Below are 21,081 nucleotides of genomic sequence, written 5' to 3' on the forward strand. Positions count from 1 at the left end.
AGCTGATGAATATCCAGATTAAAGGCGGCCGCGTGATTGATCCGGCCCAGAGCCTCGACAAGGTTAGCGACCTGTATATCAGCCAGGGCAAGATCATTGCCCTGGGCGATGCACCAGAGGGCTTTGAAGCTGATCAGACCATTGATGCCAGTGGCAAGGTCGTCAGCCCGGGCCTGATCGATCTCTGTGGTCACCTGCGCGAACCGGGTTACACCCACAAGGGTAATATCGCCTCGGAAACTGAAGCAGCGGTAGCTGGTGGGATCACCTCAGTGGTAACGCCCCCCACGACCAAGCCGATTGTGGATAACCCCGCCGTGGTCGAGCTGATCAAAGATCGCGCCGAACGGGCCAACCTGGCTAAGGTGCTGCCGATGGGCGCACTGACCAAAGGACTGCAGGGCGAACAGCTGGCACCGCTGCATGCGCTGGCCAGCTCCGGCTGTGTTGCTTTTACCAACGGCCGCCATGCCAACGCCAGCTCCCTGGCACTGACCCGCTGTCTGGAGTATGCCGCCACCCACGACCTGCTGGTGATCTTTCAGCCTCAGGATGAAAGCCTTACCAACAAGGGCTGCATGCACGATGACACCACCTGCACCCGCCTCGGCCTGAACGGCATACCGGAAAGCGCGGAAACCATCGAAGTTTCCCGCAACCTGCTGCTGGTAGAGCAGACCGGAGTCCGTGCCCACTTCGGCCAGCTCTCTGCCGAGCGCTCGGTACGGATGGTGATGGATGCGCGCGAGCGCGGCCTGCCGGTTACGGCGGACGTGGCGATCCAGCACTTCCTGCTGACCGATGAGAACGTCAACGGCTTTGACTCCAACTTCCACCTGATCCCGCCACTGCGCAGTCAGCTTGACCGCGCCGGCCTGCGTCAGGCGCTGCTGGCAGAAGGTATTCAGGCGATCTGTTCCGACCACCAGCCGCATGACCGGGCCGCCAAGGAAGCACCGTTTGCCTCTACCGAGCCCGGCATCATCGGCTTCGAAACCCTGTTGCCTCTGTCGCTGCTGCTGGTCAATCAGGGCCTGATGGAGATCAGTCAGATCATCGACAAACTGGCCACCCAGCCAGCGAAGATCCTCGGCCTGGAGAGCGGCAGCCTGGAAGTTGGCCGCGCCGCCGATATCTGCATCTTCGATCCTGAAGAGAAGTGGAGCCTGACAGCGGAAACCACCCGTTCAGAAGGCAGCAATACGCCCTTTATGAACTTCGAGCTGAAAGGCCGCGTCAGTCACACCCTGATCGACGGCCAGCTGGTATACCAGCTGTAACTTCAGCACCCGATAGAAAGGCAGCCTGTGGGCTGCCTTATTTGTTTCTATGCAACGGTGTAGCGGCTGAGGAACATAGTCACTGCATCCTCGGCAATCCGCACTGCCATCGCCTCATCCGGTACCGGCTGGCGCATCAGTAACTGTGGCCAGAAGGCCACTGCTTTAATCAGCCCCAGAAACTGGGCCGCCGCATAGCCGGTATCCACCTGCTGTAACCGGTTATCCTCCATCGCAGCCTTCATCCACAACTCCAGCCCCATACCCTGCTCACCCAGCTGCGCCATCGCTTCGTCAGCCAGGCTTTCGGACAGCATAAACTCCACGATCACCATCCTCGCCAGTGCGCGAAACTCATCGCAACGCAGCAGTTCAAGCTCACGCAGGGCAAACGCCTGCAGTTGATCCGCCAGAGGCTGCTGCGGACTGTAAGCCAGCTGCGTCACCTTAAGGCTGTGCTGGAACAATCGCTGTACGATCGCCTGAAACAGCGCCTCTTTGCTGACAAAGTGGTTATATACCGTGCGCTTGGAGACTCCGGCCCGGGCAGAGATCGCATCCATACTGGCGGCATGGAAGCCCTTCTCCCGAAACTCCTCAATCGCAGCCTCGATAATGGCAGCACGCTTGCGTTCACTCTGACTCAACTTCTCTTTCATGTTCTATCCGGACAACTCTGTATTGCGCTCATTCTACACTAGAGAGTTTACTTTTATCCAAGGCCTGAATTACACTGCACAGTGTAGTTTACTTAAATATGCCGGAGAGCCCTGTGAAGCGCCGCTATTCCTTACTGATCACCGGAGGCCTGTTACTGATGTTAACCCTCAGCTGTAGTCATACCCCCAGCCAGCCAAACCACGAGCAATCTGCGCAATACCGTGACGGCAAGTTCCACAACAGCTCCCATGCCCAGTCCGCCGAAAGCAGCGCCCTGATGAACACCCTGTGGCGCTATCTGTTTGAGAAGCGCAAGGATCCGGTTCCGGCTGATCCCGTGCCGCTGAGCACTATCGATCCGCAACAGCTGGTCGCGGATGCTGGCACAGCCTCTTTGTTTCGCTTGGGTCACTCCAGTACCCTGCTGCGCCTGGCCGGCGAGTTCTGGCTGATTGACCCGGTTTTCAGCGAACGGGCCTCGCCAATCAGCTTTCTCGGTCCGAAGCGCTTCCACCAGCCTCCGATCGCACTGGATGAGCTGCCCAGACTCCGGGGCATTATCATCTCTCATGACCACTACGATCATCTGGACAAGGCAACCGTCCTGCAGCTGCAGCACAAGGTGGAACGCTTTATCGTGCCACTGGGCGTTGGTAACCACCTGCGCGAATGGGGAATTGCGGAGCAACAGATTACCGAGCTGGACTGGTGGCAATCCATTCATCTCGGCAAGGTAGAGCTGGTCGCCACCCCGGCTCAGCACTTCTCGGGACGCGGCCTGGGTGATGGCAATAAAACCCTGTGGGCTTCCTGGGTGATACGTACCCAGGATCTATCCCTGTTCTACAGCGGTGATACCGGATACTTCGATGGCTTCAGGGAGATTGGTGAGCGCTACGGTCCCTTTGACCTGACGCTGATGGAGAACGGCGCTTACGACCGCAACTGGTCAAAGATCCATATGTCGCCGGAGCAGACGCTCCAGGCCCATATCGATCTCAGGGGTAAGGCCCTGTTACCGGTTCATAACAGTACCTTCGACCTCGCCCTGCACCCCTGGTACGAGCCGATGCAGCGCCTGGACACACTGGCTGCAGAACAGGATATCAGGCTGGTCACACCGCGGATCGGTGAAGCCGTGCCGCTGCAGGCAATACCGGAATACCAGGCCTGGTGGCGGGAGCTGCGTGATTCGATTGCAGAGTCAGCAAAACGGCTCGCCCCTTCGGGATAAGCCGCTCGCCGGGATGTATCAAGCCACCTGATAGCGTCCCGGCTTGTGGTTAAAGGTCACTACCAGATTGCAGATCAGGGCTCCCAGAATCGATAGCAACAGCAGCTGGATATCGACAATAAAGAAGGACGCCACCAGAACGGCGACATCCACCCCCATCTGCACCTTACCCGCCGCAATCCCCCGTTTAGCCTGCAGATAGAGCGCCAGGATGCCAAAGCCCCCCAGGCTGGAAGCATGACGGAACATAATCAGCATCCCCAGCCCGATCAGGGCCCCGCCCATCATGGCGGCATAGAAGGGATTTACCAGCTGGATATCCAGCACCCAGTGCAGGTTATCCACGGCAAAGGAGACCACCGATACCGAGATAAAGGTATTGAGCGTGAAGCGCTTGCCCATCTGGCTGTAGGCCAGCCAGTAAAACGGCAGGTTGAACAGGAAGAACAGTTCGCCAAAGCTGAATTCCGTCAGTTGGGTCGCCAGCAGGGTCAGCCCTGCGGTACCCCCGGTCAGCAGGCCGATCTGTTTAAACAGAAATACGCCCAGGGAAACCAGGCCTGAGGCCACCAGCAGCGCCAGCAGATCCTCACGGAAAGAGTGTTTTTGAGTCATAAAACAGGATATATCGCTATCTGAACCTTGTGAGCAGAATCAGATCATTCCAGCGGGTCTTGTGGACAGTCCGCGAACGGTGCGGCCGATGGCTGATCAGGGCGCGCATTATCCGGCTTCGCTGGTCAATAAGCAACCAGACCGGCTCGCCCGGAATAACCGGGCCAGGCTGTAAAAATAAAAAGCCGCGTCAAACGCGGCTTTGTAAGTTTTGCGGACCAGGTGCCTCAGGCCTGCCCCGCGGACATACGAATACCTTTCGGAATGGTGATCTGCGACAGCAGGCCCAGGCTCAGGTCTACCGCTACCGCCAGCAATGCGGTCGCTATCGCACCGGAGAGCATCATCGGCGTGTCGTTAAGGCGGATACCCATAAACACCAGCTCACCCAGACCGCCGCCCCCGATCAGGTAAGCGATCGGCACGGTACCGATATTGAGCGAGAAGGCGGTACGGGTACCGGCGAAGATTACACTCAGCGAGTTAGGCAGTTCGACCCGCAGCAGCCGTTGCATGGCGGTCATTCCCATCCCCCGCGCCGCCTCAGTGAGGTGATTCGGCACATTGCACAGCCCGGTGTAAGTATTGCGGGTGATCGGCAGCAGGGTGATGACGTAGAGGCCAAAAGCCGCCGGCAGGAAACCGATGCCGAGAAAACTCATGCTCATTGCCAGCAGGGCCAGAGTCGGGATAGTGGCACCCACATTGAGGAACTGCATCACGTATTCGGCATAACGGCGGCACGCCGGACGGCTCAGGATCACTCCCAGCGGGATCGCCGTGATCAGCGCCAGCCCAGCAGACACCGCCGCCAGCTCCAGGTGCTGGCCACCCAGGTAGAGCACATCCGGCATATAGTAGAGCATCTCATCCAGAGTCCCCTCTTCCATCGTCGCAGCCAGCAGCAGGATCACTGCGGCCATCAACAGGGTACGCGCGGCGATATTCAGCAGGCTTTTTGGCATGACAGCGCCTCCTTTTCCATAGAAGCCTGCGGTGCCTGGGCCAGACGGGCAGCAATCTGCTGGTGCCCCAACCAGCCGACAATGCGATTGTCCGCATCAACGCAGCAGAGGCGCTCTGCACCGCTGCTGTAGAGCATGGCGGAGGCATCGGTCAGGCTGGTCTGCAAGGAAACCACCGGCTCGGTTCCGATGCTGGTCGTGGCATCAGCCACCAGCGCATCGGCAGCCGTGAACAGACGCAGGCGCTTAATGGCACGGTCGGCACCGACAAAATTTTCCACAAACTCATTGATCGGATTAGCCAGTATCCGGTCCGGAGAATCAAACTGCAGCAGCTCACCCTGAGAGAAGATCGCGATCTTGTCAGCCATCTTCACCGCTTCATCGATATCGTGGCTGACAAACATAATGGTCTTATTCAGTTCCTGCTGCATCTTGAGGAACTCATCCTGGATAATCTCACGGTTGATCGGGTCGATCGCACCGAAAGGCTCATCCATCAGCATCACCGGTGCATCCGCCGCCAGCGCCCGGATTACGCCAACACGCTGCTGCTGACCGCCGGAGAGTTGGGCCGGGTAACGCTTAAGGAATACCGATGGATCCAGTGCCACCATCTCCAGCAGCTCTTTAGCCCGCTTACGTGACTGCGCCTTAGGCCAGCCCAGCAGATCCGGCACCACGCAGATATTGTCCTCAATGGTCATATTGGGAAACAGGCCGATCTGCTGAATCACATAGCCAATGCGGCGGCGCAGCTCGGTGTCGCAAAGCTTCGAGGTATCTTCGCCGTTGATGTAGACCTTACCCGAGGTCGGGTGGATGATACGGTTGATCATTTTCAGGGTAGTGGTCTTACCACAACCGGATGGACCTAACAGTACACAGATCTCACCACTGGGCACCTCCATGTCGATCTGGTTGGCGGCCATTACCTGATGCCCGTAAGAGTCGAAAATCTTGGTCAGCTTTTCCAGTTTTATCATCGCTGCAAACCTTATTGTTATTCTGTTCTCCGATAGCAGCCCGGATTGAAGCCGCTACCTTTTCAATTCGATCGCCGCAGGCGGCCTCAGTGGCTCGCCTGCCCCGGCGGGGTAACTTTCTTCTGCAGCAGAAACAGCGCGCCATCGGTGATAATTGCCAGCACACTGACGGTGATCGCACCGGCAAAGATCTGCACCGGATCACTCTGGGAGATGCCACGGCTGATTATGCTGCCCAGGCCACCCGCGCCAATATAGGCAGCGATAGCCATCACGCCGATATTGATCACCACGGCGGAGCGGACACCTGCCATAATCACCGGCAGAGAGAGCGGGATCTCAACCTTGTAGAGGCGCTGCAGGGCGCTCATGCCTACACCACGGGCCGCTTCGCGCAGGGCCGGATCGACATCGGTAATGGCGGTATAGGTGTTACGCACAATGGGCAACAGGGCGTAGAGGAACACGGCGATCACCGCCGGGACATAGCCGATCCCTTGTCCGATCTGCGACAGGATCGGAATCATCAGGCCAAACAGGGCGATGGATGGAATGGTGATCACCACAGAGCCCAGATAAAGCACCATATCGGCGATCAGCTTATTCTGGGTAATGGCAACACCGGTAGGGACACCCACCAGTATTGCCAGCCCCACGGCACAGGCCACCAGGGCGATATGCTCGAAGGTGCGCATCAGCACCAGATCCTGGTTCTGGAGAAAATAATCGATCAGATTCATAGCCGGATACTCATAGAGAGTCTGACCGGGCACGCAGCCCGGCAGGGGTATGAGACGCCCAATCCCTGCCATTGCAGGGGTTGGGCACGGACGGTTACAGCAGGTTCTGCGCTTTCAGGAAGGCAGTCGCCACTTCCTCAACCGGCTTTTTGTCGATATCGACGCTGGCGTTCAGACGCTGCATAACCTCGTCATCCAGGGCGGCGGACAGGGTATTCAGCTTGGCTTCGATCTCCGGGTACTGCTTCAGCACCTCTTCACGCACCACAGGCACCACGGCGTAATCAGGGAAGAACTGCAGGTCATCTTCCAGCAGGTAGAAGTCGAAAGCAGCGATGCGCCCATCGGTCGCGAAGACCAGGGCGATATCCACCAGCTCATCTTTCAGCGCGCTGTAGGTCAGGCCCGCTTCCATTGATTTCAGCATGCTGCGTGGCACACGGAAATCGTATGCTTTCTGCAGGCTGCGGATACCATCAGAACGACCGATAAACTCGGCGGTACCCGCCATATTCAGCTCAGCGCCGGATTTGTAGGCGTTGGCCATATCTGACAGGGTAAAGATGGAGTTGCCATTCTTACGCACAGCCAGGGCGAAGGTGTTGTTCGCTTTGGATGGCTGCAGCCATACCAGGCCTTTCTTAGCGTCCAGCTCCTTAACCTTGCTGTAGGTCTGCTCGGAGTTCAGACGCTGTTTGAATTTGTTGTAGACCACCAGTGAAGTACCGGTGTACTCCCAATACAGGTCGACCTCGCCATTCTCCTGGGCCTTTCGTACCAGGGAACTGCCCATACCGGTTTTCTGCTCCACCGGGATGTTGCTCGCCTTCAGCAGTTGGGTAGTCATCTCCGAGAGCAGGAACTGTTCGGTAAAGAACTTACCCCCGACGACCACCTTATCGGCCGCCCAGGCGGTTGAAGCGATTGCACTGCACAGGACGGCGGATGCCAGCTGTTTGGAGAGTTTCTTAAACATGATTCCACTACCTCTATTTGATTATTTTTGTTGTCGGTATGCGGGTTCAGCCAAAACCGCTTTGCAGCAGAGTGTCCCTGCAGCAGTTCCCGGGGATGGGTCTCGTCTGCCCGGCGCTGGCGGTTATGGGAACCAGAACATGCCGCTGATTGCCCGCTGGCAGATCAGCCTGAGAAGCAATGTCACACGGCTCCGGCAGAAGCAAAAACGACTTTAAGTCATTCAGGCATGATTTAAAGTCATGCCTATTGGGTCGTGGTACGGAGAGAAAATTCAGCAGAAAAAGACCGCTCCCGGCAGCGCAGAAGCAGTCTTTTTAGTTTCGACAGAAGCTCGAAAGAGTATTTTTAAATCAGTCGCTTACTTAAGAAATTTTTCTTCAAATGGATAGCGGGTCAGGTTCTCGAAGCCATCTTCGGTAATGATCACCTGGTCTTCCAGTTTCACCCCTTCGCCACCGCCAACAGCACCGACATAGGCTTCGACACAGAGCGCCATCCCCGGCTCCAGCACACCGTCATACCCGTGGCACTCCAGGTCTTCCGGATAGCGGATCGATGGATACTCATCACAAAGACCAACTCCGTGCATCATCACGCCGTAACGCTGGTCACGGAACTCTTTAGGTAGCAGCAAGCCCGCTTCGGTCACCTCGCTAAAGCTCATACCTGGCTTGAGGATCTCCATGTTGTATTGGATATGCTCATAGGCCACCTGATAGAGATGCTTCTGCTCTGCCGTCGGTTCACCGTCACCGATCAGCCAGGTACGGGAAAGGTCGGCACAGATACCGTAAGGACCGATCAGGTCGGTATCAAAGGCCAGCAGTTCACCTTCCTGCACTACGCGGGGCCCACACTCCTGGAACCAGGGGTTGGTACGTGGACCGGATGAGAGAATACGACACTCGATCCACTCGCCACCACGGCGGATATTTTCCGCATGCAGCACCGACCAGATATCGTTTTCAGTTACGCCCGGCACGGTGACCTGCTGCATCTTGGCCATCGCGATCTCGGTCGAGGCGATAGAGCAACGCATGGCATTGATCTCATCGACGTTTTTCACCGCTCGGGCCAGCTCCATCACCTCCTGGCCATCGAAGGTTTCGATACCCAGCTTATCCAGCTCACGCAGACCGGCGATCTCGATCTTATCCACTGCCAGGCGACGGTTATCACCGGCATGCTCACGGATGATCGAATCGATCTCAGCGGCAAAGTGGGCCGCATGCTGCTCGGTCTTGTTACCGGTCTCGAAATAGAAGAAGGAAGCGCCACCGCGCAGCTCACGCACCAGCGGCAGGTGCGCAGAGAGATGGTCGCAGTTGTGGAAATCCCACAGGATCATATAGCCCTCAGCCGAGACATAGCAGGCCCGGGCATGGTTATGGGTGATCCACAGCTGCATATTGGTGGAATCGGTGGCGTAACGGATATTCAGCGGGTCGAACAGCAGAACCCCGGCCAGATCACGCTTCTTCAGCTGATCGACGATACGGTTGAGACGATACTCACGCATGCGCGCCAGGTTGGGTGTGATGAGCCCAAGCTCCTCCCACTCATTGAAGGCCAGATCGGTTGGCCCGATCTCAACCCGGTCATTGTCATTGGGCGATCCATCCGGTTTCAGCGCCCCGCCACGGCGGCGGGTCGGATCGATCTTGCGGTTGGATACTGAAAATGGATTAGGACTCATGCCAAAACCTCAGGATTTTATTGTTGTTGTCCTGGCATGGCCTGCGATCACCTCAGACGCTTCAGCCCCGCCAGTGCAGTTTTTACATTGGCCTCCTCACCACGACTGCGGGAGTAAACCAGATAGATCGGTTGCAATATCTTCGGGGCACCTGCCACCGGGTGCAGCACACCTTGTTCAATCAACTCACCGATCACCTCGATATCGAAGTAACCGGCGCCGCCATGGGTCAGGATGAAATCCAGGCCGATATCGGCCATCCCTACCGACAGACGCTGCTCGGTTTTTTCCGCCAGCGCCTTGCTATGTTCATCACGAAAAAGCCGCCCCCAGTCGACAAAGACATAGTTATGCAGCGGATCGCCCTTCACTTTGCCCGGCTCGGTCGACACCAGTATCAGCCGGGTCTCATTAAAGACCTCTATGTGCAGGTCCTGGCTGTGGCGCGGGTCGTAGGCCACCGCCATATCCAGCAAACCTTCGCGCAGCTGCTGCCACAGGTGATCGGAGTAATCCGCCGTCACCTGGGTTGCCACGTGAGGCGCATGCTCTTCCATCCAGTCCAGCCAGCGTGGTGTCAGCGCCTTCCAGACATGCAGCTGCAGTCCGAGGCTGACCATCGCATCCTTATCCTCGGACAGGGCCACTTCATGCCGCGCCTGCTCCCAGGTACTGACCAGCTTGAGCGCATGACGATGGAACAGCCGCCCGGCCCGGGTCAGCTGGATACCGCTGCGCCGCCGTGCCAACAACTGCTGGTTCATCCGCTCCTCCAGCGCTTTAATGCGGGCGCTGATGGTCGACTGGGTAATGTGCAGCCGCTCTGCTGCAAGCTGGAAACTACCGCTGGCGGCCACCTCCAGGAAGGCGCGAACGTGCTCAATATTCATCCTGAGAAGCCCTCTCTTCAATCGGAATAATCGATATAACAATACAACTATTTCGTTTTTATGGGATACACATAGGTGTTAATTAGTGAACATACGTTGATTTTTTCTTTTTAATTCAGATAGTTAACTACAAAAAGAGAAGAAAACGCAGCAACCTACCCCGTAGCGATAGTATCTGATCACGTCATCGGGTTGACGCGATCAGATATTCAGCGCAATACCATCCTCCGCTTAGCGCCTGACAGAAGCCACAACAGAGCGAGTAAAAACGCTGACAGATGTGCTTATCCGGTCGCTGCCTATGACTTTTTTGAATGCGCAAATGACTTTATGTCGCTTTTGCGGTTTCGGTAAAACTGACAAATTTCCCTTCATTGAATTTCGATTCGTAATCCAACTTATTCAACGCAGCCGGTATCGGGGAACGGGGCTATCAGCTTTCAGCCTGCCGCTGTGAAAACAACAAGAGAGAAATCTATGCAATACGTACGACTTGGCAACTCCGGCCTGAAAGTATCCCGTCTCTGCCTGGGCACCATGAACATGGGTTCCAAAGAGTGGAAACCATGGATCTACGACGAGCGTGAATCCGCACCGATCATTGAGCACGCGCTGGATAGCGGCGTTAACTTTATCGATCTGGCTGACTTCTACTCGACCGGTGCCGGTGAAGAGGTTGTATGTAATGTCCTGCGCCGCGCCGCTCGCCGCGAAGACCTGGTGATCACCACCAAATGCGGCTATGCCATGAGCGACGATATCAACGCCCAGGGCCACTCCCGCAAGCACATCATGGACAGCATCGACGCCTCTCTGAGCCGTATGAAGATGGATTACGTCGATATCTACATGCTGCATTTCTTCGATACCGAAACACCGGTTGAAGAGACCATGGCGGCAATGAACGATATCGTCCGTTCCGGTAAGGCACGCTACATCGGTGTTTCCACCATGAACACCTGGCAGCTGGCGAAGATCCTGCACGTTTGCGATATGAACGGCTGGGCACGCCCGATCAACATGCAGCTGCAGCTGAACTGCGCTTACCGCGAGGAAGAGCGGGAGATGATCCCTTACTGCATGGATCAGGGCATCGGTGTGTCCGTATTCAGCCCACTGGCCCGCGGCACCCTGACCTGCGATATGAACTCCAACCGCAATAAGACCGACTTCTTCACCCAGGAGATGTACAACGACCAGGCTACCCTGGATATCTCCGGCTCGGTTGCCCGCGTTGCTGAAGCCCGCGGTTGCACGCCTGCACAGATCGCCCAGGCATGGGTGCTGCAGAAGCAGGAAGTCAGCAGCATGCTGGTCGGTGCGGATACTCAAGAGCAATTCAACAGCGCCCTGGCGGCACTGGAAACCAAGCTGGATGAAGAGGAGATCTACGAGCTGGAGCGTAACTACACGCCTTGCGACCTGATCACCGACTACACCGCAGGCAAGCGTATCCCACGCTCGCCTCGTCCGGCTCAGGGTCGTTTCGCGAAGTAATTCTGCGCAGTTATAATCCTTTCAGGTATCCGGGCTCTAAGCCCGGATTTTCTTTTTATGCAATCAGTATTCACAGCAGGCTGACCGGAGCAATTCGCACCGGCGTCAGACAACAAAAAGTCACTTGGAACTATCGCGCAGCCATTCGGTAAAGCGCATCACTTTCGCCAGTCCCTGCCGGTCACGTGAGACATCCAGCCAGTAGCCAAAAGGTCCGTCCACCTCGATATCACTGAAGGCCACCAATGTACCGGCGTTCAGCTCCTTAGTGATCATAGTACGGTCTATAATCGCAGGGCCGGCCCCCGCTACGGCGGCGTTGATCACCTGATCCAGGGTACTGAACTCCATCCCCTGATTCGGATCGATTCCCTCGATACCTGCCGCGCTTAGCCAGGCCTGCCAGACCTCCAGCGGCCGTCCCTTATGTAGGATATGCAACAAACTCTGCTGTGCCAGGTCGAGCTCGCCGTTTGCATCCAGCAATTGCGGCGCACATACCGCCACATGGCGCTCCAGCATCAGCAACTCGCTATAGCAACGCGGCTGGGCAGTGCGACCAAAGCGGATCACACAGTCGTAACTGCCCTCCTCCCCCTGACTGTCTTTCACCGACAGGGTCAGTTCCGGGTAGCGCTTGCGGAAGTCGGCCAGGCGTGACACCAACCAGCGGGTAGAAAAGGTCGGTGGCACCAGGATATTGAGTTTCTGGCGCTGATTGGGATCACGCAGCTGCTGCAGGGCGTTCTCCATCAGGTTGAAAGACTGGGCCAGTTGCGGCAGCAGCTGACGTCCGGCATCAGTCAGCTCCAGCCGGTGATGGTGGCGGATAAAGAGAGCGGTACCGAGGTAGTCCTCCAGCTGCTTAACCTGACGACTGACCGCCCCCTGGGTAACATGCAGTTCCTGGGCGGCCCGGGTGAAGCTGAGGTGCTTGCCGGTTTCTTCAAACACCCGCAGGGCGGTTAGTGAGGGTAATGTGCGCATGATACAGGCTGTTTATCTGCCGACAGTATTAAAGCGCTGAGTTTATACCGGATAATAGCGCCAATCGATTAAAAACTTTCTGCCCGACCGGAACCGTCGTACTGAGAACAATGATCGCTTATGACACCTTATATACTCAGGTTGGCGGGCACTGACACAGCAATATATACCGCCTCCATTTCTTTACCCAATCACTGACGCCAATCGCTATGAACTCTGCCATCCTGTTTGAAGCCTGCGAGCTGAAGCCCTACATCGACTTTGATCCACAGCCGGGGAACTGGAGCCTGTCACTGCAGGAATCCGTCAACCTCAACCATGAGAGCTTCTATCGCTTTTTTAACCGCCAGATGGCTTCGATGAGGCCTGAAGAACTGGCTCAGAATGAACAAAGCTGGCTTTGCGCACTGATATTTTTTGCCGGAGCTCTGGAGCAGATCAGCGCCGGTCAGGAGCAAGCCCCCTTACTCTATCGTCTTGGCCTGCATAAGGCGCTACGCTGTCAGTTCGGTATGAACGCCGAAGAAGCGGACGACACCCTGCTCTCATTGCCATCTGCCCTGGAGCAGTCTGGTTACCTGCAGCAGGTCTATCGCCTCGGAATACTGAGTGTAAAGCAATTAGATCAGCAACAGGCTCAGGCCGCGCTGAAGCTCACCCGGCTACTCAGAGAGAGCAGCCGGATGAATAAGGCTGCTTTTTTTCACGCTCCTGCCGACGGCCAGGCAGGTAACTAACAGCACAGCAAAAGGCTGAAACGACTCAGCACCATCCTCCTTCGACATGCCTGTGTCTGCCGAGTACCCACCGCAGTATCTATCGGAATCGCAAAGCAGCAACACAATAACTTTCGACGCGATTGAGCCTTAGCCATGCTGCTATAGCCCTCCGGGTCAGGCGGCCTATGATCACCACCTGACGTCAGGGTGAAGTTCTGATGGAACCTATTACAGATTGAGAACTCTACTGGTCCGTGAAGCTTACAGAGATAGCGAGCCTGAGAGGGAGCTGTCTTAAGCTGCAGCTTGATACGATCCGTCATAAAGCGGCGCTACAATAGCGAAAGCCGGTGAAATTACCGACGGGTGATAACGACTCACGACCGGAGTTTGCCGATATCAGTAAGTGCCTCAGGATATTTAAATGCCGGAGCAGCCAAAGCTGTATTGAATATCGTCCCATCCAACAATCTCAGGACTACAATCTCAGGACTAATAGGACAAAGACCGACGGTATCAGGTTTATCCCCTCGCCCAGCCCTACGTAGTATTACCGATTACCGATATTTATAATATATTCTAAAGCAAGCCAATCTTGCAGAAAAATAAACTTTTCAGAAATCATTGCTCAGAAAATAAACTCAAAATACCCCCTTCACACAGACTCTTCTCCAATCTAAGAACTTACGTAGTTTTCCTGACTTAGTGCGCAAAAATCAGTCCGAAAACCGTCAAATCGCCAGTCTATCCCGGTAAATTGCGATATATCGCCGTCAGTGTGTAATCAATAAAACAATCTATAGCTCAGCTAAACACTCCTCACACACTCTCGCTAAAACAGATTTAGGCAGGATATTTAACTGCAAAAAAACCAAAAAGACAGCCAATAATACCAAAAAGAACAAAAATATAGAGCATTAATTCAGCATCAAGACCAGATCAATTTTTTTCCTTAACAAACAACAAGTTATAAAAAAAACGTGGCTTAACAGCGGCTTATTAACCTGGCAGAGTTTTTGAGCGGTCAGATATTAACCAGGCCAATCGTTGTTAAGCTCCCGTTGTGAGGTTATCTTTGTTCCCGATTGATTTAACAACCCAATTTGAGCCATCCCCATAAGGGCGCTCTGATTAAAAAAATAAGGGGTACGTGATGAAGAAAATCACCAAAAAGCTCATGACCCTGAGCACTGCTATTGCACTGGCTGGCGCTGTTTCCGCAGCAAACGCTGAAACACTGAAAATCGGTCTGGCAGGACCGGCAACCGGCCCTGTGGCACAGTATGGTGATATGCAGAAAATCGGCGTCATGGCGGCGATTGAAGACATCAATAAAGCAGGCGGCATCAACGGCATGCAGCTTGAAGGTGTTATTTACGACGACGCTTGTGACCCGAAACAGGCCGTTGCCGTAGCCAACAAGATCGTCAACGACGGCATCCAGCACGTTGTTGGTCACCTTTGCTCTTCATCTACAGAACCTGCGACTGACATCTATGAAGAAGAAGGCGTGCTGATGATCACAGCCGCATCCACCTCTCCTTCTATCACCGAGAAAGGCCTGCAGCTGGTATTCCGTACCATCGGTCTGGACAGCCTGCAGGGCACCCTGGCCGCTGACTACATCATCAACAAGGAAAAGCCTGCCCGTATCGCTGTCGTACATGACAAGCAGCAGTATGGCGAAGGTCTGGCAACCACGGTTAAAGGCCAGCTGGAAGCTGCCGGTATGAAGCCGGCCATGTTTGAAGGTGTCACCCCTGGCGACAAAGACTTCTCGGCGCTGATTGCCAAGCTGAAGAAAAACAATATCGACTTCGTATACTACGGTGGTTACCACCCTGAACTTGGCCTGATCCTGCGTCAGTCTAAGGAAAAGGGATTTGGCGCTCAGTTTATGGGACCTGAAGGCATCGTAAACGCAGACCTGGCAAAAATCGCCGGTGAAGCGTCCGAAGGCGTCCTGGCGACAGCTCCGAAGAGCTTTGACCAGAACCCGGTTAACCAGGCCCGTGTAGACGCGATCAAAGCCAAAGGCGAAGATCCGACAGGTCCATTCGTATTCACGGCCTATGCAGCCGTGCAGGTAATGGCTGACTCTATCAAGGCGACCGGCGAAACTGATCCGTTCAAACTGGCTGATCATATCCGCGAAACCAGCTTCGATACTTCTATCGGCAAGGTTAAGTACGACGCTAAAGGCGATCTGACTGAATCTACCTTCCTGGTATACGAGCTGCACAAAGACGGTTCCAAAACACCGGCTAAATAAATTTTCATCCATTAAACAGAGGGCCTGCCGCACGCAGGCCTTTGACACCCGGCTCCGTGATCCGGAGTTAAGGTGAAGTGGATACGCCTCAATTATCGCCGGGCCAGCGGATGGCCCGGTATTTGCGCTTTTACTACCCTGCTCCCGGCCCGGATGCCGTCAGGTCTGTTACCGGTAATAACCGGTTTGCGCTGAGTCTGTATCCTGTTCACCCGGGCGTCGAGTAATCTGGTCCCTGGAAAATGTCAGAACTTTCTCTCTATCTGTTGCAACAGCTCATTAACGGGCTGACCATCGGGTCCACCTATGCCCTGATCGCCATCGGCTACACAATGGTTTATGGCATCATCGGTATGATCAACTTTGCCCACGGCGAGATCTATATGATCGGCTCCTACGTGACATTCATTGTCATCGCGGGACTGATGGGCATGGGTCTGGTGAGCTTACCTGTTATCCTGATCATCGCGCTGGTTGTCGCTGTGGTCATCGCCAGTACCTACGGCTGGACGGTCGAGCGAGTAGCCTATCGCCCGCTGCGCGGCTCCAACCGACTGATTCCACTGATCTCCGCGATCGGTATGTCTATTTTCCTGCAGAACTTTGTGGTGCTGTCACAGGGTTCCCGTGATGTGGCGCTGCCACCTCAGGTCACCGGAGGCTGGAACTTCGGCGACCCTTCAGTGTTTGAAGTGTCCATCTCCTATATGCAGCTGCTGATCTGGGCTGCCACGCTGATCACCATGATCGGCCTGACGCTGTTCATCTCCCGATCCCGCATGGGCCGCGCCTGCCGCGCCTGCTCTGAAGACCTGGGTATGACCAACCTGCTGGGCATCGATACCAACCGTATTATCGCCCTGACCTTTATCATAGGTGCCGCACTGGCGGCAATCGCCGGCCTGCTGCTCAGCCTCTATTACGGCGTGGTAAACCCGTTTGTCGGCTTTATCGCCGGCCTGAAGGCATTCACTGCGGCGGTGCTGGGTGGTATCGGCTCTATTCCGGGCGCGATGCTGGGTGGCCTGATCCTTGGTGTGACCGAGGCGATGACGGCGGCGTTCTTCCCTTCCGAATACAAAGATGTGGTGGCTTTCAGCCTGTTGGTACTGATCCTGCTGTTCCGCCCAAGTGGTCTGTTGGGTAAACCGGAGGTTGAGAAAGTCTGATGAGCAACAGTAAGTTCTACAACGCGATCTTCGCGGCAGGCATCACCCTGATCCTGGCCTGCCTGATGATCGGCATTAAGCTGGATAATGAAGGTGCCCAGCTGGCGGTAAAAGGCGCCACCGCTGAGCAGTGGGGCTGGATCGGCCTGGGTATCGCAATCGTATTCTTCTCCCAGCTGTTCTCCAGTCAGATCGATGCGATGTTTGGCAAGATTCCCAAGCCAAACCTCGGCGCGATGCTGCCTGAAGAGCGCAAAATGGCGACCCTGAAGCCCTGGCTGATCGCTGCGGTCGTCGTCATTATGCTGATCTGGCCATTCATGGTCTCCCGTGGATCTGTCGATCTGGCGACCCTGACCCTGATTTACATCATGCTGGGGCTGGGCCTGAATATCGTGGTAGGCCTGGCAGGCCTGCTGGATCTGGGCTTCGTGGCCTTTTACGCTGTGGGCGCCTATACCTACGCCTTACTGTCCGAATACTTCGGCCTATCCTTCTGGGCCTGCCTGCCGATCTCTGCCGGTATGGCGGCGCTGTTCGGCTTTATTCTCGGCTTCCCGGTACTGCGCCTGCGTGGCGACTACCTCGCCATTGTAACGCTGGGCTTCGGTGAAATTATCCGAATCCTGCTGAACAACTGGTCTGCCGTTACCGGTGGTCCCAGCGGTATCTCAGGTATCGCCAAGCCAACCCTGTTCGGCCTGGAGTTTACCCGCCGCGCCAAGGAGGAAGGCAACGTACCGTTCCATGAGTTCCTGGGTATCGATTACTCCAGCAGCTACAAGGTGATCTTCCTCTACCTGATCGCCGTGCTGCTGGTGCTGTTCGTGATCTACGTCATCAACCGCCTGATGCGGATGCCGATCGGACGCGCCTGGGAAGCACTGCGTGATGATGAGATCGCCTGCCGTTCTCTGGGTCTGAACCGTACTGCAATCAAACTTTCCGCGTTCACCCTGGGAGCATCCACAGCAGGTTTCGCCGGTTCCTTCTTCGCTGCACGCCAGGGCTTTATCAGCCCGGAATCCTTCATCTTTATAGAGTCCGCCATCATCCTCGCGATCGTCGTGCTGGGCGGCATGGGTTCTCAGGTCGGTGTTATCCTCGCGGCCATCGTGATGACCATACTGCCGGAGCTGGCGCGCGAGTTCTCTGAATACCGCATGTTGCTGTTCGGATTGCTGATGGTTCTGATGATGCGCTGGAGACCTGAAGGTCTGGTACCGATGAAGCGTCCACACCTGGAGTTAAAACAATGAGTCAGCTACTGCTGGATGTAAATGGCCTGACCATGCGTTTTGGCGGCCTGGTAGCGGTGAATGGCGTTGACCTAACCGTGAAAAACCGCCAGATCGTATCGATTATCGGTCCGAATGGCGCGGGTAAAACCACCGTATTTAACTGCCTGTCCGGATTCTACATTCCGTCCGATGGCAGCGTGATGTTTAATGGCAAACAGATTGCCGGCCTCAAGGACTACCAGATCTCCCGCCAGGGGCTGGTACGTACTTTCCAGCACGTGCGCCTGTTTTCCAAGATGACAGTGATTGAGAACATGCTGGTTGCCCAGCATCGTCACCTCAATACCAACTTAATCTCCGGCCTGTTTAAGACTCCCAACTACCGCCGCCTGGAACAGGAAGCGATGGATCGTGCCGTACACTGGCTGAAAGAGGTCGATCTGCTGGAGTTTGCCAACCGCGAAGCGGGGAATCTGGCCTATGGCCAGCAGCGACGCCTTGAGATTGCGCGCTGCATGGTGACCCAGCCCGAGCTGTTGTTGCTGGACGAACCGGCAGCGGGCCTTAACCCGAACGAGACCAAAGAGCTGGATGAGCTGATCATCAAGCTGCGTGATGAACACGAAATCTCCGTATTGCTGATTGAGCACGATATGGGGCTGGTAATGGGCATCTCTGATCACATCTACGTCATCGCCCAGGGGACTCCACTGGCCGATGGCAGCCCGGATGAAGTGAAGAACAACCCGGACGTGATTAAAGCCTATCTGGGGGAAGAGTAAGATGCTGCGAATTAACAACATCAATACCCATTATGGTCAGATTCAGGCCCTGCACGATGTCTCCGTAGAGGTAAAGAAGGGAGAGATTGTTACCCTGATCGGTGCGAACGGTGCCGGTAAAACCACCCTGATGATGACTATCTGCGGAGATCCCCAGGCCAGCAGCGGCAAAATTCACTTCGACGGAGAGGATATCAGCCGCCTGACGACCGCCAAGATCATGCAGAAAGGCCTGGCGATCGTACCTGAAGGGCGTCGCGTCTTCAGTGGCCTGACGGTCGAAGAGAATCTTTACATGGGCTCCTACTATCGTAGCAAGGCCGAAGCCGCTGAAACGGCCGAGCACGTGCTGGAACTTTTTCCGCGCCTGCGTGAGCGCTTCAGCCAGCGTGCAGGCACCATGTCGGGCGGCGAGCAGCAGATGCTCGCGATTGGCCGTGCCATGATGTCAAAACCGCGCATGATCCTGCTGGACGAGCCCTCGCTGGGTCTGGCACCGATCATCATCCAGCAGATCTTCGATATCATCCAGAAGCTGCGGGATGAGGGCGTAACCATCTTCCTGGTCGAGCAGAACGCCAACCAGGCACTGCGTATCGCAGACCGTGGTTATGTGCTGGAAAATGGCCGCGTGGTACTGGAAGACAGTGGCGATGCCCTGCTGACTAACGAAGCCGTGCAGCAAGCCTATCTGGGTGGTTAAAGCCCCCTCCTGTACGTCGAATAGCCGCTACTCCAGCGGCTATTTTTTTGCGTACGCGAAATAACCATACAAAAAACACGCATTAAAAAACGATCGTTTTATAATCAATCGAACTAAAGCAGCTCTGGCTTTCACTAAACGAATGTTTTATTAATATTTCTTCCTGATCATTTTTTAATCGATCACTCAGGCAACAAAAATAACAAAACCTGTGAATCACCTGCTTTGCAAGTGGTCATCAGCAAAGGAAGCCTTGATGCACGAGCCCAACATTGATTACAGCCGTCAGTCGGAACAGTACTTTCCGCTCCACTCTCTTAACTTTCAGACAGAGGAACTACCCGATCCAACCCTCGCTGAGCGTATTGAAGCCAGCGAGCTGACCCGACAGATCATAGAAACCGGTCTGCTGGAAGAGTAACCCTATGCCATTATGTAATTGTGCACCCTCCATGCACATTCCCGTACCGTTTTGCTGACTGTGCAGCGAAACGGTACGGAGTCTCCTGGCCCCAGCGACAGCCCTCCCCTGGCCCCAAGAACTGACTGCGAATTCTGGATAAACTGATATACCCTGTAGCGATCGACACACAGGTATACTCAGACAGTGACTTATAAAACCAGCCGTCAGGCAACCGTAAAATTCCTGTTCGAAAAACTGGAACAGCTCATCGGCCTTGCCGGACTCTTTGCCGTGCTTGTTTCCGTAAACTGGATCACACCCCAGCTCGCCCTGATCCTATTTGTTCTGGTACTCGCCCTAACAGCTGGCAAAAAGTGGCAGGAGCTGCAGCGTATCAGAAGCCTTGAACTAAAGCTGGACGGTCCGATCATGAGCTTCCTATATCACGGACAGGAGGAGGACAATATCGACCTGCGCCAGTTCCATATAGCCCTGTTCAAGACCTCAGGCGGATCGATCAAAGAGTTTAAGATCTACTCCGACGAGCAGGCGATCAAAGTCCACCATATGGAGCATATGGATCAGCTGTTCGAAGAGGTACTGCAGAGCGTCCCACAAAGAAAGCTAGCACGCTGGTGGCAATTCCTGTAGTCATAGAGAGCCTACACGCAAGTGCTATGCGTAGTGATCAGACATAAAAAAGCCGACATCACGTCGGCTTTTTAGCACATTGTATTGTAGAGCCTTACAGAGCTACTGACGATGCTCCATCGGCATCTGCTCCCAGCCCTGCTTCACCTCCAGAATCAGGTTCATCAGCTCCTGAATTTTCTCAGGGTTGTTCTCGCGATTAGCCGTCGCAATCCCTCGTGCGATGTAGTCATAAAGCGCATTCAGGTTCTCCGCAATCTCGCCGCCCTGTTCATGATCGAGATAGTCTTGCAACGCCAGCACGATATCATTAGCCTTGTTCAGTTGCTGGGTACGCGTCTCGATATCCTTGCGTTCGATAGAGGACTTCGCTTTGACCAACGCTTCCAAAGCCCCATTGAACAGCATCAGAATCAGCTGGTGCGGGCTGGCCGACTCTACCGCAGCACGCAGGTTCACGTTCTGGTACTGTTTTAATGCATTAAGGTTTACGCTCATCTGGAACCTCTGAAACAAAAACTTATAATTGAATGCGTCGCCTGGAGCACCTTCGCCCCACTGGTAACAGCTATCGGCATACAAAGGCATTCCTTTAGACGGTATTTTAAGCCCT

The 21,081-nt window shown here is 55.1% G+C and carries 21 protein-coding genes; 11 read left to right on the plus strand and 10 right to left on the minus strand.

All coding sequences use genetic code 11. The annotated features are described in order from the left end of the window. Nucleotides 1-5: 5 nt before the first annotated feature. A complete protein-coding gene (locus tag Q354_RS0112310) occupies nt 6-1,280 on the plus strand; it encodes a dihydroorotase (protein ID WP_027857867.1) in 1,275 nt (424 codons plus the stop codon). A gap of 47 nt (nt 1,281-1,327) precedes the next feature. On the opposite strand, the gene Q354_RS0112315 is transcribed toward Q354_RS0112310, so the two are convergent. Beyond that, on the minus strand, nt 1,328-1,939 hold the full coding sequence (locus tag Q354_RS0112315) for a TetR/AcrR family transcriptional regulator (RefSeq protein WP_027857868.1): 612 nt from the start codon (nt 1,937-1,939) through the stop codon (nt 1,328-1,330). Between the two features lie 113 nt (nt 1,940-2,052). On the opposite strand from Q354_RS0112315, the gene Q354_RS25605 reads away from it, so the two are divergent. Continuing rightward, nucleotides 2,053-3,174 carry an MBL fold metallo-hydrolase gene (locus Q354_RS25605; protein WP_211252251.1) on the plus strand — a complete coding sequence of 374 codons (1,122 nt, stop codon included), beginning with the start codon at nt 2,053-2,055 and terminating at the stop codon, nt 3,172-3,174. Nucleotides 3,175-3,192: 18 nt separating this feature from the next. Here the strand turns inward: Q354_RS25605 and Q354_RS0112325 are convergent, their stop codons facing one another. The 7 genes from Q354_RS0112325 to Q354_RS0112355 form a co-directional block, all read right to left on the minus strand. After that, nucleotides 3,193-3,789, minus strand: a complete 597-nt coding sequence (locus Q354_RS0112325; RefSeq protein ID WP_027857869.1) for a YitT family protein — start codon at nt 3,787-3,789, stop codon at nt 3,193-3,195. A 227-nt stretch (nt 3,790-4,016) separates the two neighbouring features. Further along, nucleotides 4,017-4,754: an ABC transporter permease gene (locus Q354_RS0112330; RefSeq protein WP_027857870.1), complete on the minus strand. Its 738-nt coding sequence runs from the start codon at nt 4,752-4,754 to the stop codon at nt 4,017-4,019. Further along, nucleotides 4,736-5,740, minus strand: a complete 1,005-nt coding sequence (locus Q354_RS25610; protein ID WP_084332577.1) for an ABC transporter ATP-binding protein — start codon at nt 5,738-5,740, stop codon at nt 4,736-4,738. The genes Q354_RS0112330 and Q354_RS25610 overlap by 19 nt, the downstream gene beginning before the upstream one ends. An 86-nt stretch (nt 5,741-5,826) precedes the next feature. Next, nucleotides 5,827-6,480, minus strand: coding sequence for an ABC transporter permease (locus Q354_RS0112340; RefSeq protein WP_027857871.1), 654 nt, complete (start codon nt 6,478-6,480; stop codon nt 5,827-5,829). Between the two features lie 94 nt (nt 6,481-6,574). Then, entirely contained in the window at nt 6,575-7,456 is an 882-nt protein-coding gene (locus Q354_RS0112345) for a glycine betaine ABC transporter substrate-binding protein (RefSeq protein ID WP_027857872.1), read from the minus strand. Between the two features lie 360 nt (nt 7,457-7,816). Next, complete coding sequence (gene dddP, locus Q354_RS0112350; RefSeq protein WP_027857873.1) at nt 7,817-9,154, minus strand: dimethylsulfonioproprionate lyase DddP; 1,338 nt, start codon at nt 9,152-9,154, stop codon at nt 7,817-7,819. Between the two features lie 47 nt (nt 9,155-9,201). After that, the gene (locus Q354_RS0112355; RefSeq protein WP_027857874.1) at nt 9,202-10,044 is read right to left on the minus strand and encodes a LysR family transcriptional regulator; all 843 of its coding nucleotides are present in this window, start codon (nt 10,042-10,044) and stop codon (nt 9,202-9,204) included. A 477-nt stretch (nt 10,045-10,521) separates the two neighbouring features. Between Q354_RS0112355 and Q354_RS0112360 the strand changes: the two genes are divergently transcribed. After that, nucleotides 10,522-11,541, plus strand: coding sequence for an aldo/keto reductase (locus Q354_RS0112360; protein ID WP_027857875.1), 1,020 nt, complete (start codon nt 10,522-10,524; stop codon nt 11,539-11,541). Nucleotides 11,542-11,661: 120 nt separating this feature from the next. Here the strand turns inward: Q354_RS0112360 and Q354_RS0112365 are convergent, their stop codons facing one another. Further along, on the minus strand, nt 11,662-12,528 hold the full coding sequence (locus tag Q354_RS0112365) for a LysR substrate-binding domain-containing protein (protein ID WP_027857876.1): 867 nt from the start codon (nt 12,526-12,528) through the stop codon (nt 11,662-11,664). Nucleotides 12,529-12,737: 209 nt separating this feature from the next. Between Q354_RS0112365 and Q354_RS0112370 the strand changes: the two genes are divergently transcribed. The 8 genes from Q354_RS0112370 to Q354_RS0112405 all read left to right on the plus strand — a co-directional run bounded on the left by Q354_RS0112370 (nt 12,738) and on the right by Q354_RS0112405 (nt 20,468). After that, nucleotides 12,738-13,265: a hypothetical protein gene (locus Q354_RS0112370; protein WP_027857877.1), complete on the plus strand. Its 528-nt coding sequence runs from the start codon at nt 12,738-12,740 to the stop codon at nt 13,263-13,265. A 1,135-nt stretch (nt 13,266-14,400) separates the two neighbouring features. Continuing rightward, nucleotides 14,401-15,519 carry a high-affinity branched-chain amino acid ABC transporter substrate-binding protein gene (locus Q354_RS0112375; protein ID WP_027857878.1) on the plus strand — a complete coding sequence of 373 codons (1,119 nt, stop codon included), beginning with the start codon at nt 14,401-14,403 and terminating at the stop codon, nt 15,517-15,519. A gap of 242 nt (nt 15,520-15,761) precedes the next feature. Then, nucleotides 15,762-16,688, plus strand: a complete 927-nt coding sequence (gene livH, locus Q354_RS0112380) for a high-affinity branched-chain amino acid ABC transporter permease LivH (protein WP_027857879.1) — start codon at nt 15,762-15,764, stop codon at nt 16,686-16,688. After that, on the plus strand, nt 16,688-17,947 hold the full coding sequence (locus Q354_RS0112385) for a high-affinity branched-chain amino acid ABC transporter permease LivM (RefSeq protein ID WP_027857880.1): 1,260 nt from the start codon (nt 16,688-16,690) through the stop codon (nt 17,945-17,947). Before livH ends, Q354_RS0112385 begins: the two co-directional genes overlap by 1 nt. Next, complete coding sequence (gene livG, locus Q354_RS0112390; RefSeq protein ID WP_027857881.1) at nt 17,944-18,711, plus strand: high-affinity branched-chain amino acid ABC transporter ATP-binding protein LivG; 768 nt, start codon at nt 17,944-17,946, stop codon at nt 18,709-18,711. Before Q354_RS0112385 ends, livG begins: the two co-directional genes overlap by 4 nt. Nucleotide 18,712: 1 nt before the next feature. Then, the gene (locus Q354_RS0112395) at nt 18,713-19,414 is read left to right on the plus strand and encodes an ABC transporter ATP-binding protein (RefSeq protein WP_027857882.1); all 702 of its coding nucleotides are present in this window, start codon (nt 18,713-18,715) and stop codon (nt 19,412-19,414) included. 256 nt (nt 19,415-19,670) lie between these two features. Further along, nucleotides 19,671-19,835 (plus strand): hypothetical protein, encoded by a 165-nt coding sequence (locus Q354_RS28260; protein ID WP_156948311.1) that lies wholly within the window; start codon nt 19,671-19,673, stop codon nt 19,833-19,835. Between the two features lie 186 nt (nt 19,836-20,021). After that, nucleotides 20,022-20,468 (plus strand): hypothetical protein, encoded by a 447-nt coding sequence (locus tag Q354_RS0112405; protein WP_027857883.1) that lies wholly within the window; start codon nt 20,022-20,024, stop codon nt 20,466-20,468. 102 nt (nt 20,469-20,570) lie between these two features. On the opposite strand, the gene fliS is transcribed toward Q354_RS0112405, so the two are convergent. Then, on the minus strand, nt 20,571-20,966 hold the full coding sequence (fliS, locus tag Q354_RS0112410; RefSeq protein ID WP_027857884.1) for a flagellar export chaperone FliS: 396 nt from the start codon (nt 20,964-20,966) through the stop codon (nt 20,571-20,573). Between the last annotated feature and the right edge of the window lie 115 nt (nt 20,967-21,081).

Origin of the sequence: Marinobacterium jannaschii DSM 6295, assembly GCF_000620085.1 — a bacterium.
Classification (GTDB): Bacteria; Pseudomonadota; Gammaproteobacteria; order Pseudomonadales; family Balneatricaceae; genus Pontibacterium; species Pontibacterium jannaschii.